This window comes from Candidatus Dojkabacteria bacterium (assembly GCA_030583845.1).
Taxonomy (GTDB): Bacteria; Patescibacteriota; Dojkabacteria; order SC72; family JAHDCA01.
In genome coordinates this window covers 416,536-436,789 of sequence record CP129478.1, presented here as the reverse complement: position 1 = coordinate 436,789, position 20,254 = coordinate 416,536, and the positions used below count along the sequence as shown (strand labels likewise).

The following is a 20,254-nucleotide window of genomic DNA, read 5'->3' as shown; positions in this document are numbered from 1 at the left end:
GCTCAAAGAAATTACTTATAAATGAGTCCAAGTCTCGTAGTCTTATAAAGAAGCCTACCTGAGAATATGTATCAATCCGTGCGGATAATACTGCATAGCTGATTAATAAATGGCAAACTTCTTCCTCAGGCTTGCGGCTGATTTGTCATGTGTGCGAACGAACGTTGAGCTTGGCATTTGTATAGCTCGACCCAAGCTCACAGTGAGAGAGCACACATGACAAATCAATAAGAATACCGCGACTCCGGGGATCCCTTTGGAGGCTCAGGTGGTCTCTTTTCCGGCTTGTCCTCTTTCTCCTCGACCGGCTTCTGGATCTTCGAAGTCTTCACATGAAGAATGGTAAGGAAAAGCAGCATTAAAGTACCACCCACGAGGATAAAGAACAGCCTATACGCCTCTGTCGTGAGCACCGCGATAGAGCCAGCCAGCAAGGTGATGCTGGTTTCGAGCAGCAAGATCTGCTTTGTCGAGAAGCCAAGCTTAAGAAGCTGGTGGTGGATATGGTTTGTATCAGAGATTCTAAGCAGTCTGAAAGGTGTAAGAATGGTCTCCTTGAAAGATTTAGGACGGTTGACGATAAACCTCTTGGTTACGACAAATAGGAAGTCGACCAGTGGCAGCAGCATTATCAAAATCGTAATTGCGAGCTTAGTGTCGTTAAGCAGTGCTAGGGCAGCGACCAAGAAGCCGTATACAGTCTTGCCAGTGGCGGCCGACATAATCTTGGCGGGTGGGAAGTTGTAGAAGGTAAATCCGGCAAGCCCACCTGTGAGCATGGCGCTGAGCAGGAGCACTAGTGCAGCCTCACCACGCGCAGCAATGATAAATATCATAAAGAAGCCTACTATCAGATTTGACTCCATGAGCGCGTCTAATCCCGATACCCATTTAATAGCATTGATAGCTACAACTACCCAAAACATTGCGATCAGATCTCCCGGGAACACGAATTCCCATGGCAAGCCCATGATATTGCCGTTCCAAGTGTACATGGAGAGGTCGATAAACCCATCAAAAGGTATCTTGATTACTTCAAGATTGACTACAGAGGCTGCAAATATGAAGGCGGCTGCTAGCTGTGCGAGCAGCTGAATGCTGCCTGGAAGATTGTAGATATCGTCGATAATCCCAGCAATTGTAAGAATAGATATTGCTATAAGTATAGGTATAGTAATTTCATTAAATCCGAAGAATAGAGGAATTAGAACCAGGAGCGGGAGAATAACCGCAAGCCCTCCTAGCAGTGGGATCCGAGTCTTCTTAACCCTTCTGGAGTTATTTTCATATCGATTGAGCTTATTTTTCGTGAATGTTTTTGTATCGTTGCGAATATCTAGGTCGTTGGCAATCTTGCCGATGATAGGGGTGAGGACGAGAGCAAGTAGGCAAGGGATTATGAAGAAAAGTGCGTACTGGAGATAACGGGCATATTCGACTGGAATCTGTGGGTGCTGGAACTGAAGAATGAGTGATTGGGCTATTTCGGTTATCTGATCGTTATACATTGTAGTATGCGATTATCTGGAATAGGCCGAGCGTTAGCATTGTGATTGAGAGGATTGCTATGACAAAAGTGTAGTTAGATAAAATCTTGATAAGATAATAGAACTTGGAGGTTACTATAAATGAAGCTACAAAGATAATTCCAGAAAAGATTGGGAATATGTAGATATGCATCTTTGGGGCAAGTCTTTCTGCGAGATCTCGCTGATTTAGGTAGATTGGCACCTGCGAAGGCATTTCCGGAAGGGCATAGTATATCCAGTAGACCTGCACAGCTATTAAAGCAATCGAGAGAAATATAAAGAACCATGGATAAGGACTGCGCAGATATCCTTTGGTCTCGAGGAATCTGAGCTTTAACATAATCTTCTGGCGGTACTGTCTGAGTGCGTTTGTCTTGGGCTGTTTAAGTCCGAGGTCGTATTGCGGTTGTTCTTCTTCTTTCCTAAACATTTGGGCGATTATATCAAATATCTCTTAAAGGTTTGCTTGTCTGGTAGTTTAGTCGGTCTGGATTATCTTTTCAACTGATTGAATAATTCTACATACTGGTCGAGGGTAAGTTGAGAGGGTCGCATCTGTAGTAGCTCTTTGTCATGAATCTCTTCTGAATAGTTTTTAAGGTTGTTGTTTAATGTTTTGCGCGGGTGGGAGAATGAGCTGCTAATGAATTTGCAAAGCTCCTCGGCATTTTCATGAATTTCACCTGTTGCGTTTAATGTAAATTTAATGAAGCTGCTGGTGACTTTTGGCGGTGGGTTGAAGGAGCCTGGGCTAATATCAAAGAGTTTGTTGCATTGTGAGTACACCTCTGAGGTTAAAGAGAGGATATTATTTTGTGGGGCATTCGCAATATATTTCTCAGCGACCTCTTTCTGAATAATGTAGTACTGGTTTTGTATTAGACTAGACCTTAAATTGTTGGCGATAATCCGTTTAGAGATGTTGTAGGGTAGGGATCCAAAAATCACAACTTTCTCAGCCTCGAGTTCCCATTTCATTAAAATTTCATGAAAATCAGTCTCTAGGATATCTTGATACAGCACCTCTAAGTTATCAATCTGACTCAGCACCATCTCAAATTGATGATCCTTCTCTATCGCAATCACCTGGGCTCGTTCGGCGAGCAGATTGGTAAATGTGCCTGGCCCGGGCCCGATCTCAATGATATGGCTTGGGTCACTCTCGACTACAATATCTACAATCTTTCTGGCAAGCGATGCGTTTGTGAAAAAGTTCTGTCCGAGCGATTTATTGGGTGTAATGCTTTGCATTTTGGCTTTAGCTTACTCTAAAATCCCAAACAGTCGAATGCTTCTTGTACTCCATACCGCATTTGGAGCAGCGAGCCTGGTCAAGCTCAAACTGCAACTCTCCTTTGCATTCTGGACATACGAGGATTTCATTAAAACTTTTCTCTAGATTGTTCTTTTCTGCCTCTTTCTCCATTCGTGCTTTGTAGAAAACACTTGGAGCAATATTGGTGCCTCCGATAATGAGCTGTGCTGCCTTCTCTAGACCCATCATCATGCTCAGAGGTAACATCTTCTTTAGCTTGGGTACACGCAAAAATGAGCTGCTACTTTTGCCGACAATCTTGAAGTCGACATCTCTCAGCATCTCCTTAATATGATTTGGATGAAAGTTCATGAAAATGCCTCCATCTTTCTTTGCCTTATCGCTTCCTTCGAAGCTCTCCTGTGTGGGCTGCTCATACGGCTCTTCGCCAAGCATTTTAAATTGCCCTTTCAACATCCACTTTAGTCGTGCCTTGAGGTGAATCTTGTTTGCGAATTCCTGTACATAAATCCCCTTGTCGGCCATTATTTCCGCGAGCTCCTCGTAATAGATCTCTGGGTCATTGACGTGGTGCAGAACTCTGACCATCAGGGCGCCATCAAAAGAATTTTCCCGAAATGGCAGATGGTAAACGTTTGCCGCGACCAGCTTTGTGTTGGGGTATTTTTCAAGGATACCTTTCTCATATTTAAGTAGAGTATTTAATGAATAGTCGAGAATTACTGGCTGCTCGAATTTGTCATAGTAGATCGGAAGCAGTCGCCCATATGAGCCACCGATGTCTACGATTCGTTTGCCGCGGACTTTCTTGAGAAGCCGCGATAGAGCTGAGTCTTCTGCGAGATTCTCATACTCGCGACCTTGCCAATACTCTTTATAGTCGTAATTGTACTTGTCGTACTCTGCTACATCTGCCTTGCTGTCTGTAGAGTCGGAAACATCATCTATAACAGCGTCGCCCTGTCGACCGTTTACTTCTTCTTCGGTGTTGAATTCTTCTGCCACTCCTCAAGCTCCCTAATATTACTTGTTACCTGGATTATTTTATCAGTAAATCGATCTGCTGTATTGGTGTCACCAGCCTCCTCTGCGATTGCCTGCTGCTTGCGGTAATGGTTTCGCACTCGCTCGTAGTATCCGATCCTGACTAGGCGATAGATATTGTTTAGCTCCTGTTTGTCGACAAGTCTCGCACTCGCCAGCTCAGGTGAGAAGTAGATTCTCTCTAGCTCGGCGACTACCTCTGCTGGCGTCTCATCAGACTCATATATTGCTTTCACATCCAGGTCCGCATCGGCTTCCAATGAGCCTTGTATCAGTTCAATCAACTCTTTAAGCGCCGGCTTGGTGAAATATTTCTTGTCCATCTTTCGGAATGATTCGTCAAACTTTTGCACCAATGCTTGGCTGACCAGATACTCCTCGCGCGAGAGTACCGATTGCTCAACTTTGCCTGTGGCGGCCTGTGGAGCATCATCTGCAGGCTTCACATTCTCTGCACTACCATCGACCGAGATTCCTGATAGTTTCTTTACTTTCTGCCTGTAATATTCACCTTTCCGCTTATCGGTAACAAAAGTTAGCAGCCCTTCGCAGTAGCTTATAAACTCCTCGCGTCCCTTCAGTCCAGTGGTATCAAGTCGGCTCAGCTGCTGCGAGATGAGGAATGTGAATGCATCAACCTTCGGTTTGACCAGCTTTACAACCTTCTCTGGCTCGGATTGAATAAACTCGTCGATATCCTTGTATGGCTTCGGTGCAATCATCGCAAACAGGTTGAGGCCAAGAGGGGAGGCAAGCTCAAATCCACGCTCAACAGCTTTGTGCCCAGCGGTATCATTATCAAAAAAGAACAAAATATTTTTAGTGTAGCGCGATATCAGCTCGAGCTGCTGGAGTGTGAGCCCCGTCCCAAGTGGGGCAACGCAGTAATTTAGCCCGATTTTATGAGCAGAGATCACATCCATCTGCCCTTCAACCATGACGCATAGATCTTCTTTTCGCATATAGTTCTTGCTCTCAAATATCCCGAAAACAGTCTCCCGCTTATGGAATATCGCTGTCTCTGGAGAGTTGAGATACTTTGGCCCGAAATCATCGCCCGGGAGCTGTCTCCCAGAGAATGCAATCACCTTGCCGGTAGAGGATTTGATTGGAAACATTAGGCGATTGATAAACCTGTCTTTTAATCGCCCACTTTTATCAGTAAACAGACCCGATGCGGCCAGATCGGCATTGCTATATTTGGACGCGCGTAATTTCCCCAGCAAAGTATCGCGCCCATAAGCATATCCAACCTGAAATTTCTTTGCCTCGCTATGATCAAGCCCGCGCTTTACGAAGTACTCTTTGGCCTTCTTGCCATTAACTGACTCAAGCTGCTGTTGGTAAAACTGTGTAGCGATCTCGTTGAGCTCCTCGAGCTTGGCATACTTGCTGTTTTTCTGGTGGGTGGTGATCTCTACGCCGACCTCCTTGGCCAACTTCTGGAGCGCCTCGAAGAATTCTATATTCTCAATTTTCTGGACAAAGCTGATGACGTCACCAGACTCGCCACAGCCGAAGCACTTGTAATGCTGAAGATCGGGGCTGACCATGAAAGACGGGGTTTTCTCTTGGTGGAAAGGGCAGGGGGCTCCATAATTTTTCCCCATCTGTCTTAATTTCACGTATCGCTCTACGACAGCGACAATATCTGCTTTGCTTTTTACCAGCTCTATTGTATCTCGATTATCCATCTACTCTTATCTACGCTTAATCTAGTCTTGGCAAGATAAAGTATCTCCACTAATTGAGCAGTTCAATTTGGCAGTCCCCGACTCAGAGTCGAGTACCATCTCTCGCGCTTCACCATTTACATATACATTGGTAATGGTCGGGCGGCCGGAGATCACCTCGAAGCTGGATTTTACAGTGAACTCTTCGCTAAAGCCAGGAGGCAGGATCTGGGCATACTGCTGAGTATCATCAACCACGATTTTGATCCAAGCCTCGTCGTCGACCACTTCGACCTTCAGCTTGTACTCGGTAGCTGGTGGTGGCGCCTCTTCGGGTGGAGGGTTTTCTTCTGCCTGCTGTGCTGCCTCTTCCTCTGTGATATATTTTACCTCAAGCACCTTGAGGGTCTCGCTTCGCTTATTGTTATTCCTAACTGCTTTTACGATGATGGTGTTGTTGCCTTCTTGCAGATCGTACTCATACTCGAATTTGTCCTGATCATCCAAAGGTACAGTATCTTCATTTACGGTAAGTATAGTTCCACTCTCTGTTTGACCTTTGATAAGTAGGATCTCATCTGTGGTCTCAAATGTAAGCTCGGTAGGGGAGGCGATTATCAGGTATGGCTCTTTTTGGAATCTATAAAATTGCACCCCGATATAGCTGAACAAGCCAACGATTGTCGCGGCAACCAGAAGCAGCACTAATGTCTGCGGGGTGAGATAATCCTTCAGGCTTTGCGTCTCGACCTCTTTTGCTGCTTTCTTTGCCTGGTCAGCCTTGGTGCTGCTGTTTCGTCTGTAGAGGGCGAGCACTTTATCTACATTAAGAGAGAGGTATTCGGCATAGATTTTAATGAATCCAGAGATGAATACAGTGCTCTCGAGCTGGTCATAATCATCGGCCTCGATGATCTCAATATATCGCTTCTGAATCTTGGTCTCGGCGGAGACGCGGTCAATGCTTAATCGAAGCTCTTTACGGCGCGATTTAAGCACCTGGCCTGCGGTGAGCATATTGGCAGTGCTTATTGGCGCTGCCGGTTTTTTCGGCTCTCTAATTTTGGTCTTTTTTCTTAATTTCATATTTCATCTATTCTAATATTCTATGCAGGCCTTGCGATTGTATCATTTTGCAGATTTGCATTTGATGAATTAATCTCTATCGGGCAGAAATTTCAATGTAGAGAGTCTGATGACCTCTAGAAGTCGGACTTGTCGTCCTGGTTGTCTGCAAAATCATCAACGTCACTGCTGCCTGCGCCTAAGATCTGATCACTGCTGGAGACTAGCACTTTTCGTGGTGAACTACCCTCCTGTGGGCCTATTGCTCCTGCCTCATGCAATTCATCAATCAATCTGGCAGCCCGGTTATAACCGATCCTCAATCTCCTCTGGAGTAGGGAGGCCGATGCCTTTTGAGCATTTACAACTACCTCGAGTGCATCTGCGAACATTGCGTCATCTGAATGACCCGAAGCAGCTCCTCCGCCTTCTGACTTCTCTTCTTTCGGCTGGGTGATTGCGTCGCTATACTTAAGCTCTTTCGTCTGGTCTTTGATAAAGCTGATGATCGCCTCGGTGTCGACTGTGTCAGTCCAAGCACCCTGCATACGGATAGGTCTGCCTGTAGAAGGTGATTTAAACATCATATCTCCCTTGCCGATCAGTGTCTCTGCGCCAGTCTGGTCGATGATTACTCGTGAGTCGATAGCTGTCGATACGCTGTATGCGATTCGACCCGGCACGTTTGCCTTGATCAAGCCAGTGATTACATCTACAGAAGGTCTCTGGGTTGCCAATATTAGGTGAATACCCACTGCTCGTGCCATCTGAGCTAGTCGTACAATCTTTGACTCTACATCTACTCCAGTCGTAAGCATAAGGTCAGCCATCTCATCGATTACTACTATTATGTATGGCATTGTTAGATCGCCAACCTTGTCGTTGTACTCGGTGATATTCCTGGCTCCGATCTGCTTCAATACCCTATACCGCTTCAACATCTCCTCGACAGTCCATTGTAGCGCATTTACTACCAGCTCCATATCTGTGATGACCGGAGTGAGTAGGTGAGGGATGCCATTATAAGGCGCCATCTCAACCATCTTTGGGTCGACGAGAATAAGCTTTAGCTCATCAGGAGACTTGGTCATAAGTAGACCAGTTAGTAGCGAGTTGATACCTACAGATTTACCGGTACCAGTCGCGCCTGCGACCAAGAGGTGGGGGAGACTTGTGAGGTCTTTGATGATTGGTTGGCCAGCGACATTCTTACCAAGAATGATAGGTAGTCTATATTTGTCGTGCTCTTCATTCAGCTTCTCGACCAGCTCACGGATGAATACAAAATTCGGGGTAGGGTTGGGGATCTCGATACCAATTAATGAGGTGCCAGGGATCGGAGCCTCGATGCGGATTTGTGACTCAGGTGTCGCTAGAGCCAATGCGATGTCATTTGAGAGGTTGCGCACTTTTGCGACCTTGGTGCCTACGGTAATGCTTAGAGCGTACTGGACGACTGTTGGGCCGATTGTGACTTTGCTGATACGTGACTCAATATTGAAGCTGCGCAGAGGTTTTCTCGATGACGCTGGCGTTGCGCTTGTGTAGGTTTGGGTCTTGCGGGCTGACCTGTGGCTTCTGGAGCAGGTTTACTGGTGGGAATTTCCAGTTTGGATATAGTGGCTCGCTAAGTGTACTGCTTTCCTCTTCACTGCTTTCTTTGCTGTTTGACTTTGGTGATTCTACGAACTCTTTGCCTGTTGCTTCACGGATCTCTGCCTCGACGTTGGCACTCATATTTGGCTCGGTTTTTGCCCTCATATTCGCGATCGGCTCGGCTCCATTTTCAATCTCTGGCTCAATTGCTTCATCTATAGCCTCATCGTCGTCGCCGCCTTTGAACATACTATCTACAATGCTGATTCCGTCGTCATCCTCACCTTTTGGAAGCTTCAGTTTATTGCGGCTTTCAAATAGCTTGTCGAATAGGTTGCCCACACTATTTGAGATCCGTTCGAGGCTTACACCTGAGATGAGGGAGAAGGCTACAATTATTAATACAATAATAAGTACAAATTCGATGAAGTCTCCTACCATGGCATTTAGCTGTGTGTGCAATATATATCCGAGTTGGCCACCTTCATTGGAGAAGTCTGTCTGGCTGCTTAATATCTCCTCGGGGATCCAAAATGTGAAGAGGATGTTGAGAATTAGAGCGATAAGAAGCGTACCTGTAATGGTTTTCCAGTTTGTAAACTTGCTCGGGCCTTTGATGACGCGGATTGCCATGAGGAGTATGAGGATTCCCCAGGCCACTGATGGTACCCCAAGATAGAATACAATCGGCTCGAAGACAGCCTCTGTGCTGAACGGTGCAGCGATAAGCGTAAGCGCTATAAGTATGAGGAATAAACCAAGTATAATCCTGGTTTCTTTACTATGAATAGTTATTTCCGATGTCGCTTTTTTTCGTCTTCCCATTTTTGTGATTTAGTTGATTGTACAGATCTTTCATGCGATTGGGAAGGTGACTCAATATTGTAGTTAATAATTTCATTAAGTGAAGATTAAGGTGGCTCAGATTTTATAGACTTGGATGGTCAAAAAGCTTGTTAGTGGAGCCGGAATTTGTTATTATTACTGAACCTCTTTGAGGCTCGATCGTATTGTTAAAAATGCCCGTTTGACATCGGTGGCGTACTGTGCTAGTATCCATTCGATTTTTAGCGATTGTACTTATATTTAGGCCAAAAGTTCATCTTCATTATGGTGGCATTGACCCATCAACCCGATAGTAGTTTGAGATAGCGTTTTCGGCGTGGAGCTTTTTCTACGCTTTTTTTATTTATCTTAAATAATTAGGCTCACACAAAGTATGGCAGCAAAGCAAATCTTGAGTAACCGGGCGGGCAGAGTCAACCTCGGTGCTACAGATCTGTCAAAGATTCAATTTCCGAATCTTATCGAAGCACAGATCAAATCGTTTGAAGAATTTAAGAAGGATGGCCTTGAGTACCTCTTCTCCGAAATCACCCCGGTGAAAGACACTATGGAGAGGATGTGGACCCTCGACTTTAAGGATTTTCGATATGGGAAGCCAAATCGCACAGTAGAAGAAGCCTCTGACAAGGGGCTTTCTTATGATGCGCCTGTATACGTGACTTCGCAGCTGCTGAACAACAGGACTGGTGAGCTCAAGGAGCAGGAGATATTCGTGGCAGATATGCCTCTAATGACTGAAGATGGCTACTTTGTTATTAATGGTGTACGCAGAGTAGTTACCCATCAGGTAGTGCGAGCAGAGGGAGTGCTTTTCGACATCAGTGATAAATCTCCAGCAAGAAACCTTTACTCGGCAAAGCTGATGCCAGCACGAGGACAGTGGTATGAATTTGAAGTAAACAAGCACGATGTAATCTCAATTAGATTGGTACAGAAGAGACCAAAGGTACTCCTTACCGAGCTTCTCCGTATTTTGGGTTATGAGTCAGACGATGAGATAAGGGATCTTTTCAAAGATGTAGATACAAGTGAAGACCACAAATATATAGAAGCTACATTGGCAAGAGATTTCACAAGATCACGAGAAGAGGCGGTAATCAATGTCTACAACAAGCTCCGACCTGATGAGAATGTAACCCTGGAGAGTGCAGAGAAGTATGTTAAGGGACATTTCTTCAATGACAGAAGGTTTGACCTCGGAAAGGTTGGTCGTTACCAGCTCAACCGAAAGCTTGGCACAGAGTATCCTCTTGAGGGTCCAGAGTGCAGGCTTTACACAGATGATCTGATCTTGATAATCAAGAAGCTTATCCAGATCAACAACGGCGTTGAAACAGCGGACGATATCGACTCATTGTCAAATCGAAGAATTCGAAGCGTCGGTGAGGTATTGATCGACCAGCTCAGAGTAGGTGTACGAAGAGTAGAGAAGAATATTAAGGATAAGATGAGCATGTACGGTGAGGATTCAAAACTTACACCATCAATGCTTGTCAGCACCAAGCCTATCTCGGCTGCGATCCTCAACTTCTTCGGCTCAAACCAGCTTTCAATGTTCATGGATCAGGCAAATATCCTTTCAGAGCTTGAGAATAAGCGAAAAGTAACCGCATCAGGCCCAGGTGGTATCACCAAGGAGAGAGCTACATTCTCAATCCGTGAGGTTCACCACACACACTACTCACGTATCGACCCTATCACCAGCCCAGAAAGCGCATCGATCGGTGTTGTAAACCAGCTGGCAATGTTCGCAAAGATCAACGACTTTGGTTTTATCGAGGCTCCATACTACGTAGTCCGCAATCATGTAAAGAACAATGGCAAGGATGCAGTTGGAAGATTAGCCGCAGAAGATATCAAAGAGGCTGGCAAACTTATCGTAAAAGAGGGTGAGGTAATCACAGCCGCAATTGCGACAAAGTTGGCTAAGAATAAGGATATGAAGGAGCTAGAGGTTCGATCGTTCATCACAGAGTCGATCGAGTATCTAGATGCAGCAAGTGAGAAAGATGCGCATGTTACTTTGCAAGGCATCAAGGTGGACGGAGATGGCAACATCCTTGAGAAGATCGTACCTGTAAGGTATAGGGGAGACTTCTTGATGCAGGATGTACAGATGGTGAACTATATCGACCTGGTTGCTGCACAGCAGGCAGGTGTAGGTATGGCTCTTATCCCATTTGTTCACCACGACGACTCGAAGCGAGCGCTTACCGGTTCAAACCAGCAAAGACAGGCTGTCCCTCTGCTTAAGCAGCAGGCACCTATGGTTGGTACAGGATATGAAGAGATCGTTGCTCGACAGTCAGGTTGGGGTGTATTCGCAGAAGATGATGGTGTAGTACTGACACTTGATGCAGACCATATCTTGGTTGATTATAAGAAGCTTGGAAAGAAGGAGTACAAGATCACCAAATTCTTCAGGTCGAACTATGACACAGCTTTCTCAGAGAGGCCACGTGTCGATGTAGGACAGAAATTTAAGAAAGATGATGTGCTCGTTGACGGTCCAACTATGGACAATGGTGAGCTAGCACTTGGTACAAATATTCGAGCAGCATTGATGTTCTACGAGGGTTATAACTATGAGGACTCAACAGTTATCTCAGAGAGCATTGTGCGTGATGACACTTTGACATCAATCCATATCCGAGAATATATGCAAGATCTCCGAGATACAGATCTCGGACCTGAGGTACTTACTGCAGATATCCCACATGTGAGCGATCAGAATCTTGCACAATCTTGATATCGAGGGTGTTGTACGAGTAGGTGCACGTGTAAATGGTGGAGATATCCTCGCCGGTATCGTAGCACCAAGAGGTGAGCAGGAGCTTACAGCTGAGGAAAGGCTCTTGAGAGCAATCTTCGGAAAAGCTGCAAGCGAAGTAAGAGATGTATCACTCAGAGTTCCCCACGGATCGAAAGGTATTGTTGTTAAGACGCAGATGCTATCAGTCGAGAATGACGATAAGTTGAAGCCAGGCGTGCTAAAGCAGGTGAAGGTATGGGTCGCAGAGACCAAGAAAGTAGACTACGGTGATAAGCTGTCGGGTAGGCACGGAGACAAGAACACAATCGCAGCTATCAGGCCAGTTGAGGATATGCCTTTCACGGCAGATGGACAGCCAGTTGATATTGTCCTGACACCTACATTTGTAAAGCGTATGAACATGGGTCAGGCGCTTGAGGTGCACTTCGGGCACTATGCCGAGATGCTTGGAATCAAGCTCTCAATCCCAACATTTGAGGATGTAAACAGCGAGTGGATTGCAGAAGAATTGAAGAAGAACGGATTTGAGATGGCAGAGAAGGTTGATCTGTATGACGGTAGGACAGGTGAGAAGTTCCCAAGGAAAGTAGCCGTAGGTATGAAGTATGTGTTGAAGCTGAAGCATATCGCTGACGAGAAGGTACATGCTAGATCTACAGGACCATACACATTGGTAACACAGCAGCCTCTTGGTGGTAAGGCACAGATGGGTGGTCAGAGATTCGGAGAAATGGAAGTATGGGCTCTCGAGGCACACGGGACACCGTATGCACTTCAGGAGATGCTCACTATCAAATCAGACGATGTCCAGGGACGTGCCCAGGCTTACAAAGCAATTATCCATGGTGAGAAGATTGAAAATATCAACTTACCGGAGTCATTCAAGGTACTCGTAAAAGAGTTGAATGCACTCTGCATAAACCTTGATCTAATTTCTAACGCGAAGAGCGAGGAGACCAATGAAAACCAAGAAGAACTTTAGACAGGACTACTCCGACTTCGATGCATTGAAGCTCACGCTTGCATCGCCGGAGCAGATCAAAGGGTGGTCATATGGTGAGGTTACAAAAGCCGAGACCATTAACTACCGAACATATAGGATGGAGCCAGAGGGTCTCTTCTGTGAGAAGATCTTCGGTCCTACCAAGAATTATGAATGCTTCTGTGGTAAGTATAAGAAAGTACGATACAAGGGCATTATCTGTGATAAGTGTGGTGTAGAGGTAACTCGAAAAGATGTGCGACGCGAGCGAATGGGTCACATCGACCTCGCAGTACCTGTAACACATGTATGGTTTGCATACGGTGTCCCAAACAAGATGTCTATCGTTCTCGATATGTCACACAAGAAGATGCTCTCAGTTGTTTACTACACCAGATATATGGTTGTTGAAGTGGACAATGAGTCCCGAGAGGTGAAGGTAAAGGCTGCTGAAGAGTATCTCGCAGAAGATCGAAAGACACTGGATACAGAATTGGAAGCTGCGCTTAAGGAAGTGAACGATGAATTTGATGGTCAGATCAAGCAGAGTGGCAAGAAAGAGAAAGATAAGTCAAAGGCAGAATTTAAGGCAAGTCAGATCGAGCATAAGAGGAGCCAGAAAGTTGCGAAGGTTCGACGCGAGTTTGCAGAGCGAGAGGAGTCGATCGAGACCTTCTATACAAAACTGATGAAGCTTCTAAAAGAGGTAACAGTAGGCACAATAATTACAGAAGATGAGTATGTTGACCTTGAGGATCGTGACCTGCTCTTCTTCAAAGCAAAGATGGGTGCTGAGGCTATTCAGGAGCTTTTGGATAAGATTGACCTCGATGGAGAGGTCTCAAACCTTAAGCACCAGATCAAGAATCAGAAATCAAAGGCAAAGAAGATGTCTTTGATCCGAAGATTGCAGTATGTTGAAGGCTTCTACCAGAACAAGATCGATCCATCATGGATGATAATCAAGACATTGCCAGTCATCCCACCAGAGTTGCGACCTATTATCGCCCTATCAGGTGGTAAATTTGCAACTTCAGACCTTAACGACCTCTACCGCAGGATCATCAACCGAAATAATCGTCTTAAGAGACTTATTGAGATTGGTGCGCCTGATGTAATTCTCCGAAACGAGAAGCGCATGCTCCAGGAGTCAGTAGATGCATTGATCGACAACAGTCACCGACCAAGCAAGCCGATGATGAACAACAAGAAGCTCCCTTATAAGTCATTGACAGATGACTTGAGAGGTAAGAAGGGTATCTTCCGAAGAAACCTCCTCGGTAAGCGTGTTGACTACTCAGGTCGTGCTGTTATCGTTGGTGACACAAGATTGAAGCTGCACCAGTGCGGTCTGCCAAAGGCAGTCGCATTGGAGATGTTCAAGCCATTCCTGATCCACGATCTTATTGAGACTGAGCTTGCACCAAACATCAAGGTTGCAAAGGAGATGATCGATGCAGAAGAAGATATTGTATGGGACATCCTTGAGAAGATTATCAAGAATAAGCCTGTGCTTCTAAACCGTGCCCCAACATTGCACAAGTATTCAATCCAGGCATTCTACCCAGTATTGGTAGAGGGAGATTCAATCCGAATCCACCCATTGGTATGTAAGGCTTATAACGCCGACTTCGACGGTGACCAGATGGCTGTGCATGTATTGTTGACAGAAGAGGCTATTAAAGAGGGTGTTGAGAAGATGCTCTCTACCTACAACATTATCGACATCAAGAACGGTGGTGTTCTAGCTAGCCCAACCAACGATATGTTGCTTGGATACTTCCTGATGACTGACTATAAGGAGAGCGATAAGCCAAGGATGTTCGGAAGCTTCGAGGAAGCAGTACGTGCATACGATAGAGGCTTGCTTGAGATTGACGAGGCAATATTTGTAAAGGGTAAGGGCAAAGTTCACAATACTTCGGTAGGGCGAGTAATGTTTAACCAGGTACTGCCAGAGGATTACAAGTTTATCAACCAGAGAATCGGCAAGTCAGATGTAGATGAGATTATCCGCGAGATCAAGGATCAATACTCACTCGATGAAGTTGTGCGATTGCTCGACGACCTGAAGATGCTTGGATTCAAATTTGCAACGACACTAGGATTCTCATTCTCGATGGAAGACTGTAAGGTCGACATCGATCTTAAGAAGAGGATTCAAGAGGTTGAGCAGAAAGATTTGCATCTCCAGGAGAACTACCTACAGGGTTTGCTAACCGAGCAGGAGAAGACAAATCTCTCGGTCACAATGTGGAATGAGTTCACAGACGAGCTTGCTGCTGAGGCATGGGCAAGTCTTGATAAGAACAACCCAGTGTTTGAGATGGTTACGTCAGGAGCAAACGGTGGTCAGATCCAGGCTCGACAGATTATGTCGATCAAGGGTATGGCAAGAAATGCTTCAGGTGATTGGATCAAGCTTCCATTGAAGGGTAACTACCGAGAGGGTCTTGGTACATTTGAATACTTCGTGGCAACAGGTGCAGGACGTAAGGGCGTGGCTGACACAGCCTTGAGAACTGCATCATCAGGCTACCTCACAAGGAAGCTTCACGACGTAGCACACGATGTAATCGTAAGAATGGAAGATTGTGGTTATGATGGTGATGGTTATATTATCCGAAGAGCCGACGAGCGAAGGCTTTCATTTGAGAAGACAATCGAGGGTCGCGTGCTCGCACAGGATCTTAAAGATGGGAAGGGTAAAGTAGTCCTGAAGAAGAATGAAATTATCTCCCGTGAGGTTGCCGAGAACTCAGAAGAGCTTGGAATCAACGAGGTATTCGTCCGATCACCAATCGTATGTGAGGCTCCACTTGGTATCTGCCAGATGTGTTATGGACACGATATTGAGCAGAACAAGCTGGTGGAGATCGGAAAAGCTGCAGGAGTAATCGCTGCGCAATCGATCGGAGAGCCAGGTACACAGATGACGTTGAAGCAGTTCCACTTCGGTGGTGCTAAGAAGGTAGACATCACACAGGGTCTCCCAAGAGTCGAAGAGTTGTTTGAAGCACGAACACCTAAGGCAGAGGCAGAGATTGCTTCAGTTGATGGTAAGGTAAGCATCACAACAGCAGACGATGGCTCATCACAGATCTTGATCACTGGTAAGAAGTTGTCAGAGCGCCACTATATTGTTGGAAATGCAAAGAAGGTAAGTGTAGCCGATGGTGACAAGGTGACAATTGGACAAACACTCTTCATTGACTCGCATGAGAAAGAGAAGCAGGCTCCATTTACAGGTGTCGTAAAGATCGACCACGGCATTATGACCGTAACAGGTAAGTTGGATGCAGAGGAGCTGATCTCAGTGCTCTCAGGATTCGATATCCTCGTCATTGATGGCCAGGAGGTCACAGCAGGTACACAGATCACAGTAGGCTCAGTTGATCCTAAGAAGCTCGCAGAATATGCATCGATCACTAGGGCACAGGAGTATGTGATTCGTGAAGTTCAGGGTGTGTTCTCTGAGCAGGGTGTAACCATCGACGATGTACACATTGAGGTAATCGTGCGACAGATGGCCAAGCTTGGAATGGTAATGGATGCTGGTGATTCAGAGTATCTGATCGGATCATTGGTAAATAGGTATGGTGCTGAGCTTTTGAATGATGGATTGCGAGAAGAGGGCAAGAATGTTGCACTGATCGCACCAAAGCTACTTGGTATCAAGACTACAGCTTTGAAGACCGAGAGCTTCCTATCTGCTATGTCATTCCAGGAGCAGGTAAGAGTGTTGACCGAGTCGGCAATCACCGGTCGAGTCGATACTTTGCAGGGTATGAAGGAGAATGTGATCATTGGACGCCGAATCCCAGTTGGAGACGAGGCAAGGATCGATATTGAAGAAGCGAAAGAGCTTTATGCAGAGCCGGAGGTAATTACGGCAACGGAGTAGGAAAACTTGCCCCGCTAACTCATAGTCTGATCCGGACTATAAGTTAGCGGGGCAACAAAAGGTAGCGCGAGTGGAGTTTTTATTGTATAATCCGAAGGATTTTAAGACTCCCACAGTAGATATTTAATAGAATTAAGAGTTATTCAGGCAATGCCAACAATAAATCAACTAGTTCGAAAACCAAGAAAAAGCAAGCGACAGAAGAGTCGACATATTGCTTTGGCGACAAACTTCAACCCATTGAGAAATCGCTATTCAACAGCAAACAACCCATTCAAGCGTGGTGTATGTCTTCAGGTTAAGACAATGACACCTAAGAAGCCTAACTCAGCTTTGCGAAAAGTCGCAAGGGTAAGGCTCTCAAACGGTATGGAGGTAACAGCCTATATCCCAGGTGAGGGTCACAACTTGCAGGAGCACTCAGTAGTAATGGTGAAGGCAGGTCGAAAGCGAGACCTCCCAGGTGTTAAGTACACAGTTGTAAGAGGTCGATATGACACTCAGGGCGTAAAAGGCCGCAAGAAGGCTCGATCTAAGTATGGAGCCAAGGTTGACGCTCAGTAATTTTAAGTAATGAATTTGTTCTGATATGAGAGGTAAAGCCGCAAAACAGAGACAGTTAAGAAAAGATCCTAAGTATGGTAGCCAGCTGGTTACCCGCTTCATTAGCCAGATCATGCACGATGGTAAGCGCCAGAAGGCTGAGAAGATCTTTTATGCAGCGATGGAGAAGGGTGCAAAGAATGTGAAAGTTGACCCTATGGACTTCCTCAACCAGGCCGTCGACAATGTACGTCCTTCATTGGAGGTTAAGTCACGACGAGTAGGTGGTGCAAACTACCAAGTACCAGTTCCTGTAAGTGGTGAGCGTCAAGAAGCATTGGTTGTTCGATGGATCGTCGGCATTACCCGCAAGAACAGTGGTGATAGCTTTGACAAGTTGCTCGAGCGACAGCTTATGGATGCCTTCAACAACGCAGGTGAGGCTGTAAAGAAGAAGGAAGAGGTCGAGCGTATGGCCGAGGCCAACAAGGCGTTTGCGCACTTTAGGTGGTAAGAGTCTCTGTAATGGATTTGTAATTGGACCCTCCGCAAGGAGGGTTTTATTTGAGTGTTCAACTGGCTATGCTCCTATGCAGCTGCTTGGTCCTTACAACTCACTAAACCGCGTACGGGTTTAACCTCTTCAGCTCCTCAGAGCCAAACCTCTCCAACAAAGCGTTTACCGCATCACGATCGACTAACTCTTTGTAGAATGCATAGTTGACCCTGTTCGCCGTTCCTGCTGGGGCTTCAGATAAGCCGAGCGCTCCAAGTATATGCATTGCTTGCTCCTCGGTACTCATCCGCTTGTCACCATTATGCTGGTCGTATAGATGTAATCTCTCAGGGTGAGCCTCGGCGACGATTCTATACAATTTTCTCGCTAGACCCTGCACGCTTGCAGTCTCATACATATCTACTCCGCTTCTGGATTGGTCGTTTAGTAGACTTTCCATAGAAATCCGCTCGTCTAACATCGGTACAAATACTACTGCATCGCTCACCCCCAATATTTGCATAAATTCTGCGTCTATCTGCATCATATGGTCGTACATAGGCAGGATCCAATCCTTTAGGCTGCTCTGCTCGTCAGCTGGATTTTCAAGAGGAAATGTTCTCCACTTGTCTTGCACCAGTTTGTAGTAATAGGCGGCAGTGATAATATTAGAAGTCGCAAATCGGTCAAATATCAGATTGATCTTTATATCAGGTACGATCCTAGTCTTCTCCATATGCCACCTGAGTTGATGGGCTGTCTCGAGCCGGTTGAGTGCATATACCAACATGCGATCATTAATGCTGAGTCCCTGATCATTCTCGTGGAGAAGGCTGTAGAGAACTTTACCCCACGGCAATCCATATTGTGGATAGTCTACGATGAAGTTGTATCCCTCAAGTCCACGGTTGGCTAGATATTCAGCAAGAGTTCCTTTTCCTGAGCCGTCAAGACCATCAATCACAATGCATATGTCGGCTAGGCTTGGAAGCTCTTTTTCTGGCTCAAAATCTGCACCACCTGGCTGCCCAGGTTGTTGTGTCTCAATATCCATACTCATGAAAATTTTGGGGGTTACTCCTCTGCTGCTGCTTCACCCTCTGGAGCTGCTTCTGCTGCGCCTTCAGCGCCCTCTTCACCTTCAACAACCTCACCAGCCTCTGCTGCTGCGGCTGCCTCTTCGGCAATCTCTTCCTCAACAGATTTCTGGAGATCGGTAATTGTGGCGATAGCTTTGTCTTCTACATCTTTCTGGACGAATTCAACACCCTCAGGAAGCTGAATCTCGCTCAGGTTGATGCTCTGACCAGGATGCTCAAGACCCGAAATATCGAGCTCGAGAACCGGCTTCATGGCACTCAATGTAGAACGTACGTGCAATGTCTTTGTTGGCTGTACCAATACACCGAGGTTGTTCTTAACCGCGATAGAGGTGCCGATAAGTGCAACAGGAAGCTCGTATGTGATGATATCCTTGTCGTTAACCTCGAAGAATGAGATATGAACCACTGAGTCTGTGATAGGGTCTTTCTCAATCTCTTTGATAAATGTCTTGTGAACTGTACCGTCAAGCTCTGCTTCGATAACTGTTGTAGTTGTAGCATTCTCGAGGATTCTTACAAAATCTCCCAATACTCCTTGTACCATTGTGGAATTGCCTGTCTTATCGTAGATGACAGCAGGGATGATTCCTTCTCGGCGGAGCTGCTTGGTCTTTTTTCCTTTTAATTCTCTTTTTTCGAGCTTGATCTTTGTCATAACGGTTGTGATTGTACCAGAAGAGCGGTAGATTAGCAACAATTCTGTGCGATGAAGCTTGTTAAATGGGTTGACCGTAGCCATACTATAGGGTATAGTTGCGTAACTAGTTAAGATTATCGCCAATAAATCCAATGAGTGTAATTAACGCCGAGACTCCTAAAGCTCAACATTTTGTAGAAGTGTCTAGTAATACTGGAATGGGAAAAGTGTATCATGCTGATCCGGATAATAAGGTAATCTTACAGGAGGCGCCAGGTGTTTTAACAATGGATTGGAGATTTGGTGGGCGGATGGAGGAGAGTGCTGATTATATAGTTGTCAAGCCGAGTGATTCTGCCGCTGAGGTGAGAGTATCTATGATCTATCGGCTCCCAACGCGCGAAGGGGTAAGCATTACTCTATATGCACATATACGAGGGAATGAGTGGACTCCTGTCCAGCAGGCAAAGATAACTGGTGATGCTGTAGACATAATTGAGACAGATGAGCGTGAATGGTTGGGTTGCTCCACAGCTCTACCGATGTGGCATGATTACAGTAGAACAGTAACTCATAGAATTGGTGGACTCGTTTACCCTCTAATGATCGAGGTCAAGGTTGATGGCAGTTCTGACAGTAAAGGTGGAAATGTAACACAAGTTACATTGCATCAAATCACAAAGATCACCGACTAGGTAGCAATCTTGCTCTTCACTAATCGTTAACCATTTCCTTGACAGCTTTTTGCTCATCCACTATTATTTAGCAGTTAATTAAGTGGAGTGCT

General features: G+C 45.7%; 16 protein-coding genes. 6 read left to right on the top strand and 10 right to left on the bottom strand.

Annotation, left to right across the window (positions count from 1 at the left end):
- Nucleotides 1-224: 224 nt before the first annotated feature.
- The 8 genes from QY318_01975 to QY318_01940 all read right to left on the bottom strand — a co-directional run bounded on the left by QY318_01975 (nucleotide 225) and on the right by QY318_01940 (nucleotide 9,008).
- Nucleotides 225-1,508 (bottom strand): MraY family glycosyltransferase, encoded by a 1,284-nt coding sequence (locus tag QY318_01975; protein WKZ31509.1) that lies wholly within the window; start codon nucleotides 1,506-1,508, stop codon nucleotides 225-227.
- Complete coding sequence (locus QY318_01970) at nucleotides 1,501-1,959, bottom strand: hypothetical protein (GenBank protein ID WKZ31508.1); 459 nt, start codon at nucleotides 1,957-1,959, stop codon at nucleotides 1,501-1,503. Before QY318_01970 ends, QY318_01975 begins: the two co-directional genes overlap by 8 nt.
- A 62-nt stretch (nucleotides 1,960-2,021) precedes the next feature.
- Nucleotides 2,022-2,780, bottom strand: a complete 759-nt coding sequence (gene rsmA / locus QY318_01965; GenBank protein ID WKZ31507.1) for a 16S rRNA (adenine(1518)-N(6)/adenine(1519)-N(6))-dimethyltransferase RsmA — start codon at nucleotides 2,778-2,780, stop codon at nucleotides 2,022-2,024.
- A gap of 7 nt (nucleotides 2,781-2,787) precedes the next feature.
- The gene (locus QY318_01960; protein ID WKZ31506.1) at nucleotides 2,788-3,810 is read right to left on the bottom strand and encodes a class I SAM-dependent methyltransferase; all 1,023 of its coding nucleotides are present in this window, start codon (nucleotides 3,808-3,810) and stop codon (nucleotides 2,788-2,790) included.
- On the bottom strand, nucleotides 3,777-5,543 hold the full coding sequence (dnaG, locus tag QY318_01955; protein WKZ31505.1) for a DNA primase: 1,767 nt from the start codon (nucleotides 5,541-5,543) through the stop codon (nucleotides 3,777-3,779). The genes QY318_01960 and dnaG overlap by 34 nt, the downstream gene beginning before the upstream one ends.
- A 21-nt stretch (nucleotides 5,544-5,564) precedes the next feature.
- Nucleotides 5,565-6,608, bottom strand: coding sequence for a helix-turn-helix domain-containing protein (locus QY318_01950; protein WKZ31504.1), 1,044 nt, complete (start codon nucleotides 6,606-6,608; stop codon nucleotides 5,565-5,567).
- Between the two features lie 116 nt (nucleotides 6,609-6,724).
- On the bottom strand, nucleotides 6,725-8,098 hold the full coding sequence (locus QY318_01945) for a DNA translocase FtsK (GenBank protein ID WKZ31573.1): 1,374 nt from the start codon (nucleotides 8,096-8,098) through the stop codon (nucleotides 6,725-6,727).
- Nucleotides 8,079-9,008 (bottom strand): DNA translocase FtsK 4TM domain-containing protein, encoded by a 930-nt coding sequence (locus QY318_01940; GenBank protein ID WKZ31503.1) that lies wholly within the window; start codon nucleotides 9,006-9,008, stop codon nucleotides 8,079-8,081. Before QY318_01940 ends, QY318_01945 begins: the two co-directional genes overlap by 20 nt.
- Before the next feature lie 394 nt (nucleotides 9,009-9,402).
- Here QY318_01940 and QY318_01935 point away from each other — a divergent pair, with 394 nt between their 5' ends.
- The 5 genes from QY318_01935 to rpsG all read left to right on the top strand — a co-directional run bounded on the left by QY318_01935 (nucleotide 9,403) and on the right by rpsG (nucleotide 17,745).
- The gene (locus tag QY318_01935; GenBank protein ID WKZ31502.1) at nucleotides 9,403-11,778 is read left to right on the top strand and encodes a hypothetical protein; all 2,376 of its coding nucleotides are present in this window, start codon (nucleotides 9,403-9,405) and stop codon (nucleotides 11,776-11,778) included.
- Nucleotides 11,765-12,784 carry a hypothetical protein gene (locus QY318_01930; protein WKZ31501.1) on the top strand — a complete coding sequence of 340 codons (1,020 nt, stop codon included), beginning with the start codon at nucleotides 11,765-11,767 and terminating at the stop codon, nucleotides 12,782-12,784. The genes QY318_01935 and QY318_01930 overlap by 14 nt, the downstream gene beginning before the upstream one ends.
- Nucleotides 12,762-16,688: a DNA-directed RNA polymerase subunit beta' gene (gene rpoC / locus QY318_01925; GenBank protein ID WKZ31500.1), complete on the top strand. Its 3,927-nt coding sequence runs from the start codon at nucleotides 12,762-12,764 to the stop codon at nucleotides 16,686-16,688. The genes QY318_01930 and rpoC overlap by 23 nt, the downstream gene beginning before the upstream one ends.
- 150 nt (nucleotides 16,689-16,838) lie before the next feature.
- Nucleotides 16,839-17,252: a 30S ribosomal protein S12 gene (gene rpsL, locus QY318_01920; GenBank protein WKZ31499.1), complete on the top strand. Its 414-nt coding sequence runs from the start codon at nucleotides 16,839-16,841 to the stop codon at nucleotides 17,250-17,252.
- Between the two features lie 25 nt (nucleotides 17,253-17,277).
- Nucleotides 17,278-17,745 (top strand): 30S ribosomal protein S7, encoded by a 468-nt coding sequence (gene rpsG, locus QY318_01915; GenBank protein WKZ31498.1) that lies wholly within the window; start codon nucleotides 17,278-17,280, stop codon nucleotides 17,743-17,745.
- Nucleotides 17,746-17,848: 103 nt separating this feature from the next.
- Here the strand turns inward: rpsG and QY318_01910 are convergent, their stop codons facing one another.
- Together QY318_01910 and QY318_01905 are read right to left on the bottom strand one after the other, a co-directional pair.
- Nucleotides 17,849-18,781 (bottom strand): hypothetical protein, encoded by a 933-nt coding sequence (locus QY318_01910; protein ID WKZ31497.1) that lies wholly within the window; start codon nucleotides 18,779-18,781, stop codon nucleotides 17,849-17,851.
- Between the two features lie 20 nt (nucleotides 18,782-18,801).
- Nucleotides 18,802-19,569 (bottom strand): 50S ribosomal protein L25, encoded by a 768-nt coding sequence (locus QY318_01905; GenBank protein ID WKZ31496.1) that lies wholly within the window; start codon nucleotides 19,567-19,569, stop codon nucleotides 18,802-18,804.
- Between the two features lie 50 nt (nucleotides 19,570-19,619).
- On the opposite strand from QY318_01905, the gene QY318_01900 reads away from it, so the two are divergent.
- Nucleotides 19,620-20,162 carry a hypothetical protein gene (locus QY318_01900; protein ID WKZ31495.1) on the top strand — a complete coding sequence of 181 codons (543 nt, stop codon included), beginning with the start codon at nucleotides 19,620-19,622 and terminating at the stop codon, nucleotides 20,160-20,162.
- Nucleotides 20,163-20,254: the final 92 nt, after the last annotated feature.

Bases quoted from the DNA above. Each gene is read 5' to 3' on its own strand.
- rsmA (WKZ31507.1), bottom strand. From the start codon at position 2,780: ATGCAAAGCATTACACCCAATAAATCGCTCGGACAGAACTTTTTCACA.
- rpsG (WKZ31498.1), top strand. From the start codon at position 17,278: ATGAGAGGTAAAGCCGCAAAACAGAGACAGTTAAGAAAAGATCCTAAG.
- dnaG (WKZ31505.1), bottom strand. From the start codon at position 5,543: ATGGATAATCGAGATACAATAGAGCTGGTAAAAAGCAAAGCAGATATT.
- QY318_01905 (WKZ31496.1), bottom strand. From the start codon at position 19,569: ATGGCTACGGTCAACCCATTTAACAAGCTTCATCGCACAGAATTGTTG.
- QY318_01935 (WKZ31502.1), top strand. From the start codon at position 9,403: ATGGCAGCAAAGCAAATCTTGAGTAACCGGGCGGGCAGAGTCAACCTC.
- QY318_01975 (WKZ31509.1), bottom strand. From the start codon at position 1,508: ATGTATAACGATCAGATAACCGAAATAGCCCAATCACTCATTCTTCAG.
- QY318_01970 (WKZ31508.1), bottom strand. From the start codon at position 1,959: ATGTTTAGGAAAGAAGAAGAACAACCGCAATACGACCTCGGACTTAAA.
- QY318_01950 (WKZ31504.1), bottom strand. From the start codon at position 6,608: ATGAAATTAAGAAAAAAGACCAAAATTAGAGAGCCGAAAAAACCGGCA.
- rpsL (WKZ31499.1), top strand. From the start codon at position 16,839: ATGCCAACAATAAATCAACTAGTTCGAAAACCAAGAAAAAGCAAGCGA.
- QY318_01910 (WKZ31497.1), bottom strand. From the start codon at position 18,781: ATGGATATTGAGACACAACAACCTGGGCAGCCAGGTGGTGCAGATTTT.
- QY318_01900 (WKZ31495.1), top strand. From the start codon at position 19,620: ATGAGTGTAATTAACGCCGAGACTCCTAAAGCTCAACATTTTGTAGAA.
- rpoC (WKZ31500.1), top strand. From the start codon at position 12,762: ATGAAAACCAAGAAGAACTTTAGACAGGACTACTCCGACTTCGATGCA.
- QY318_01940 (WKZ31503.1), bottom strand. From the start codon at position 9,008: ATGGGAAGACGAAAAAAAGCGACATCGGAAATAACTATTCATAGTAAA.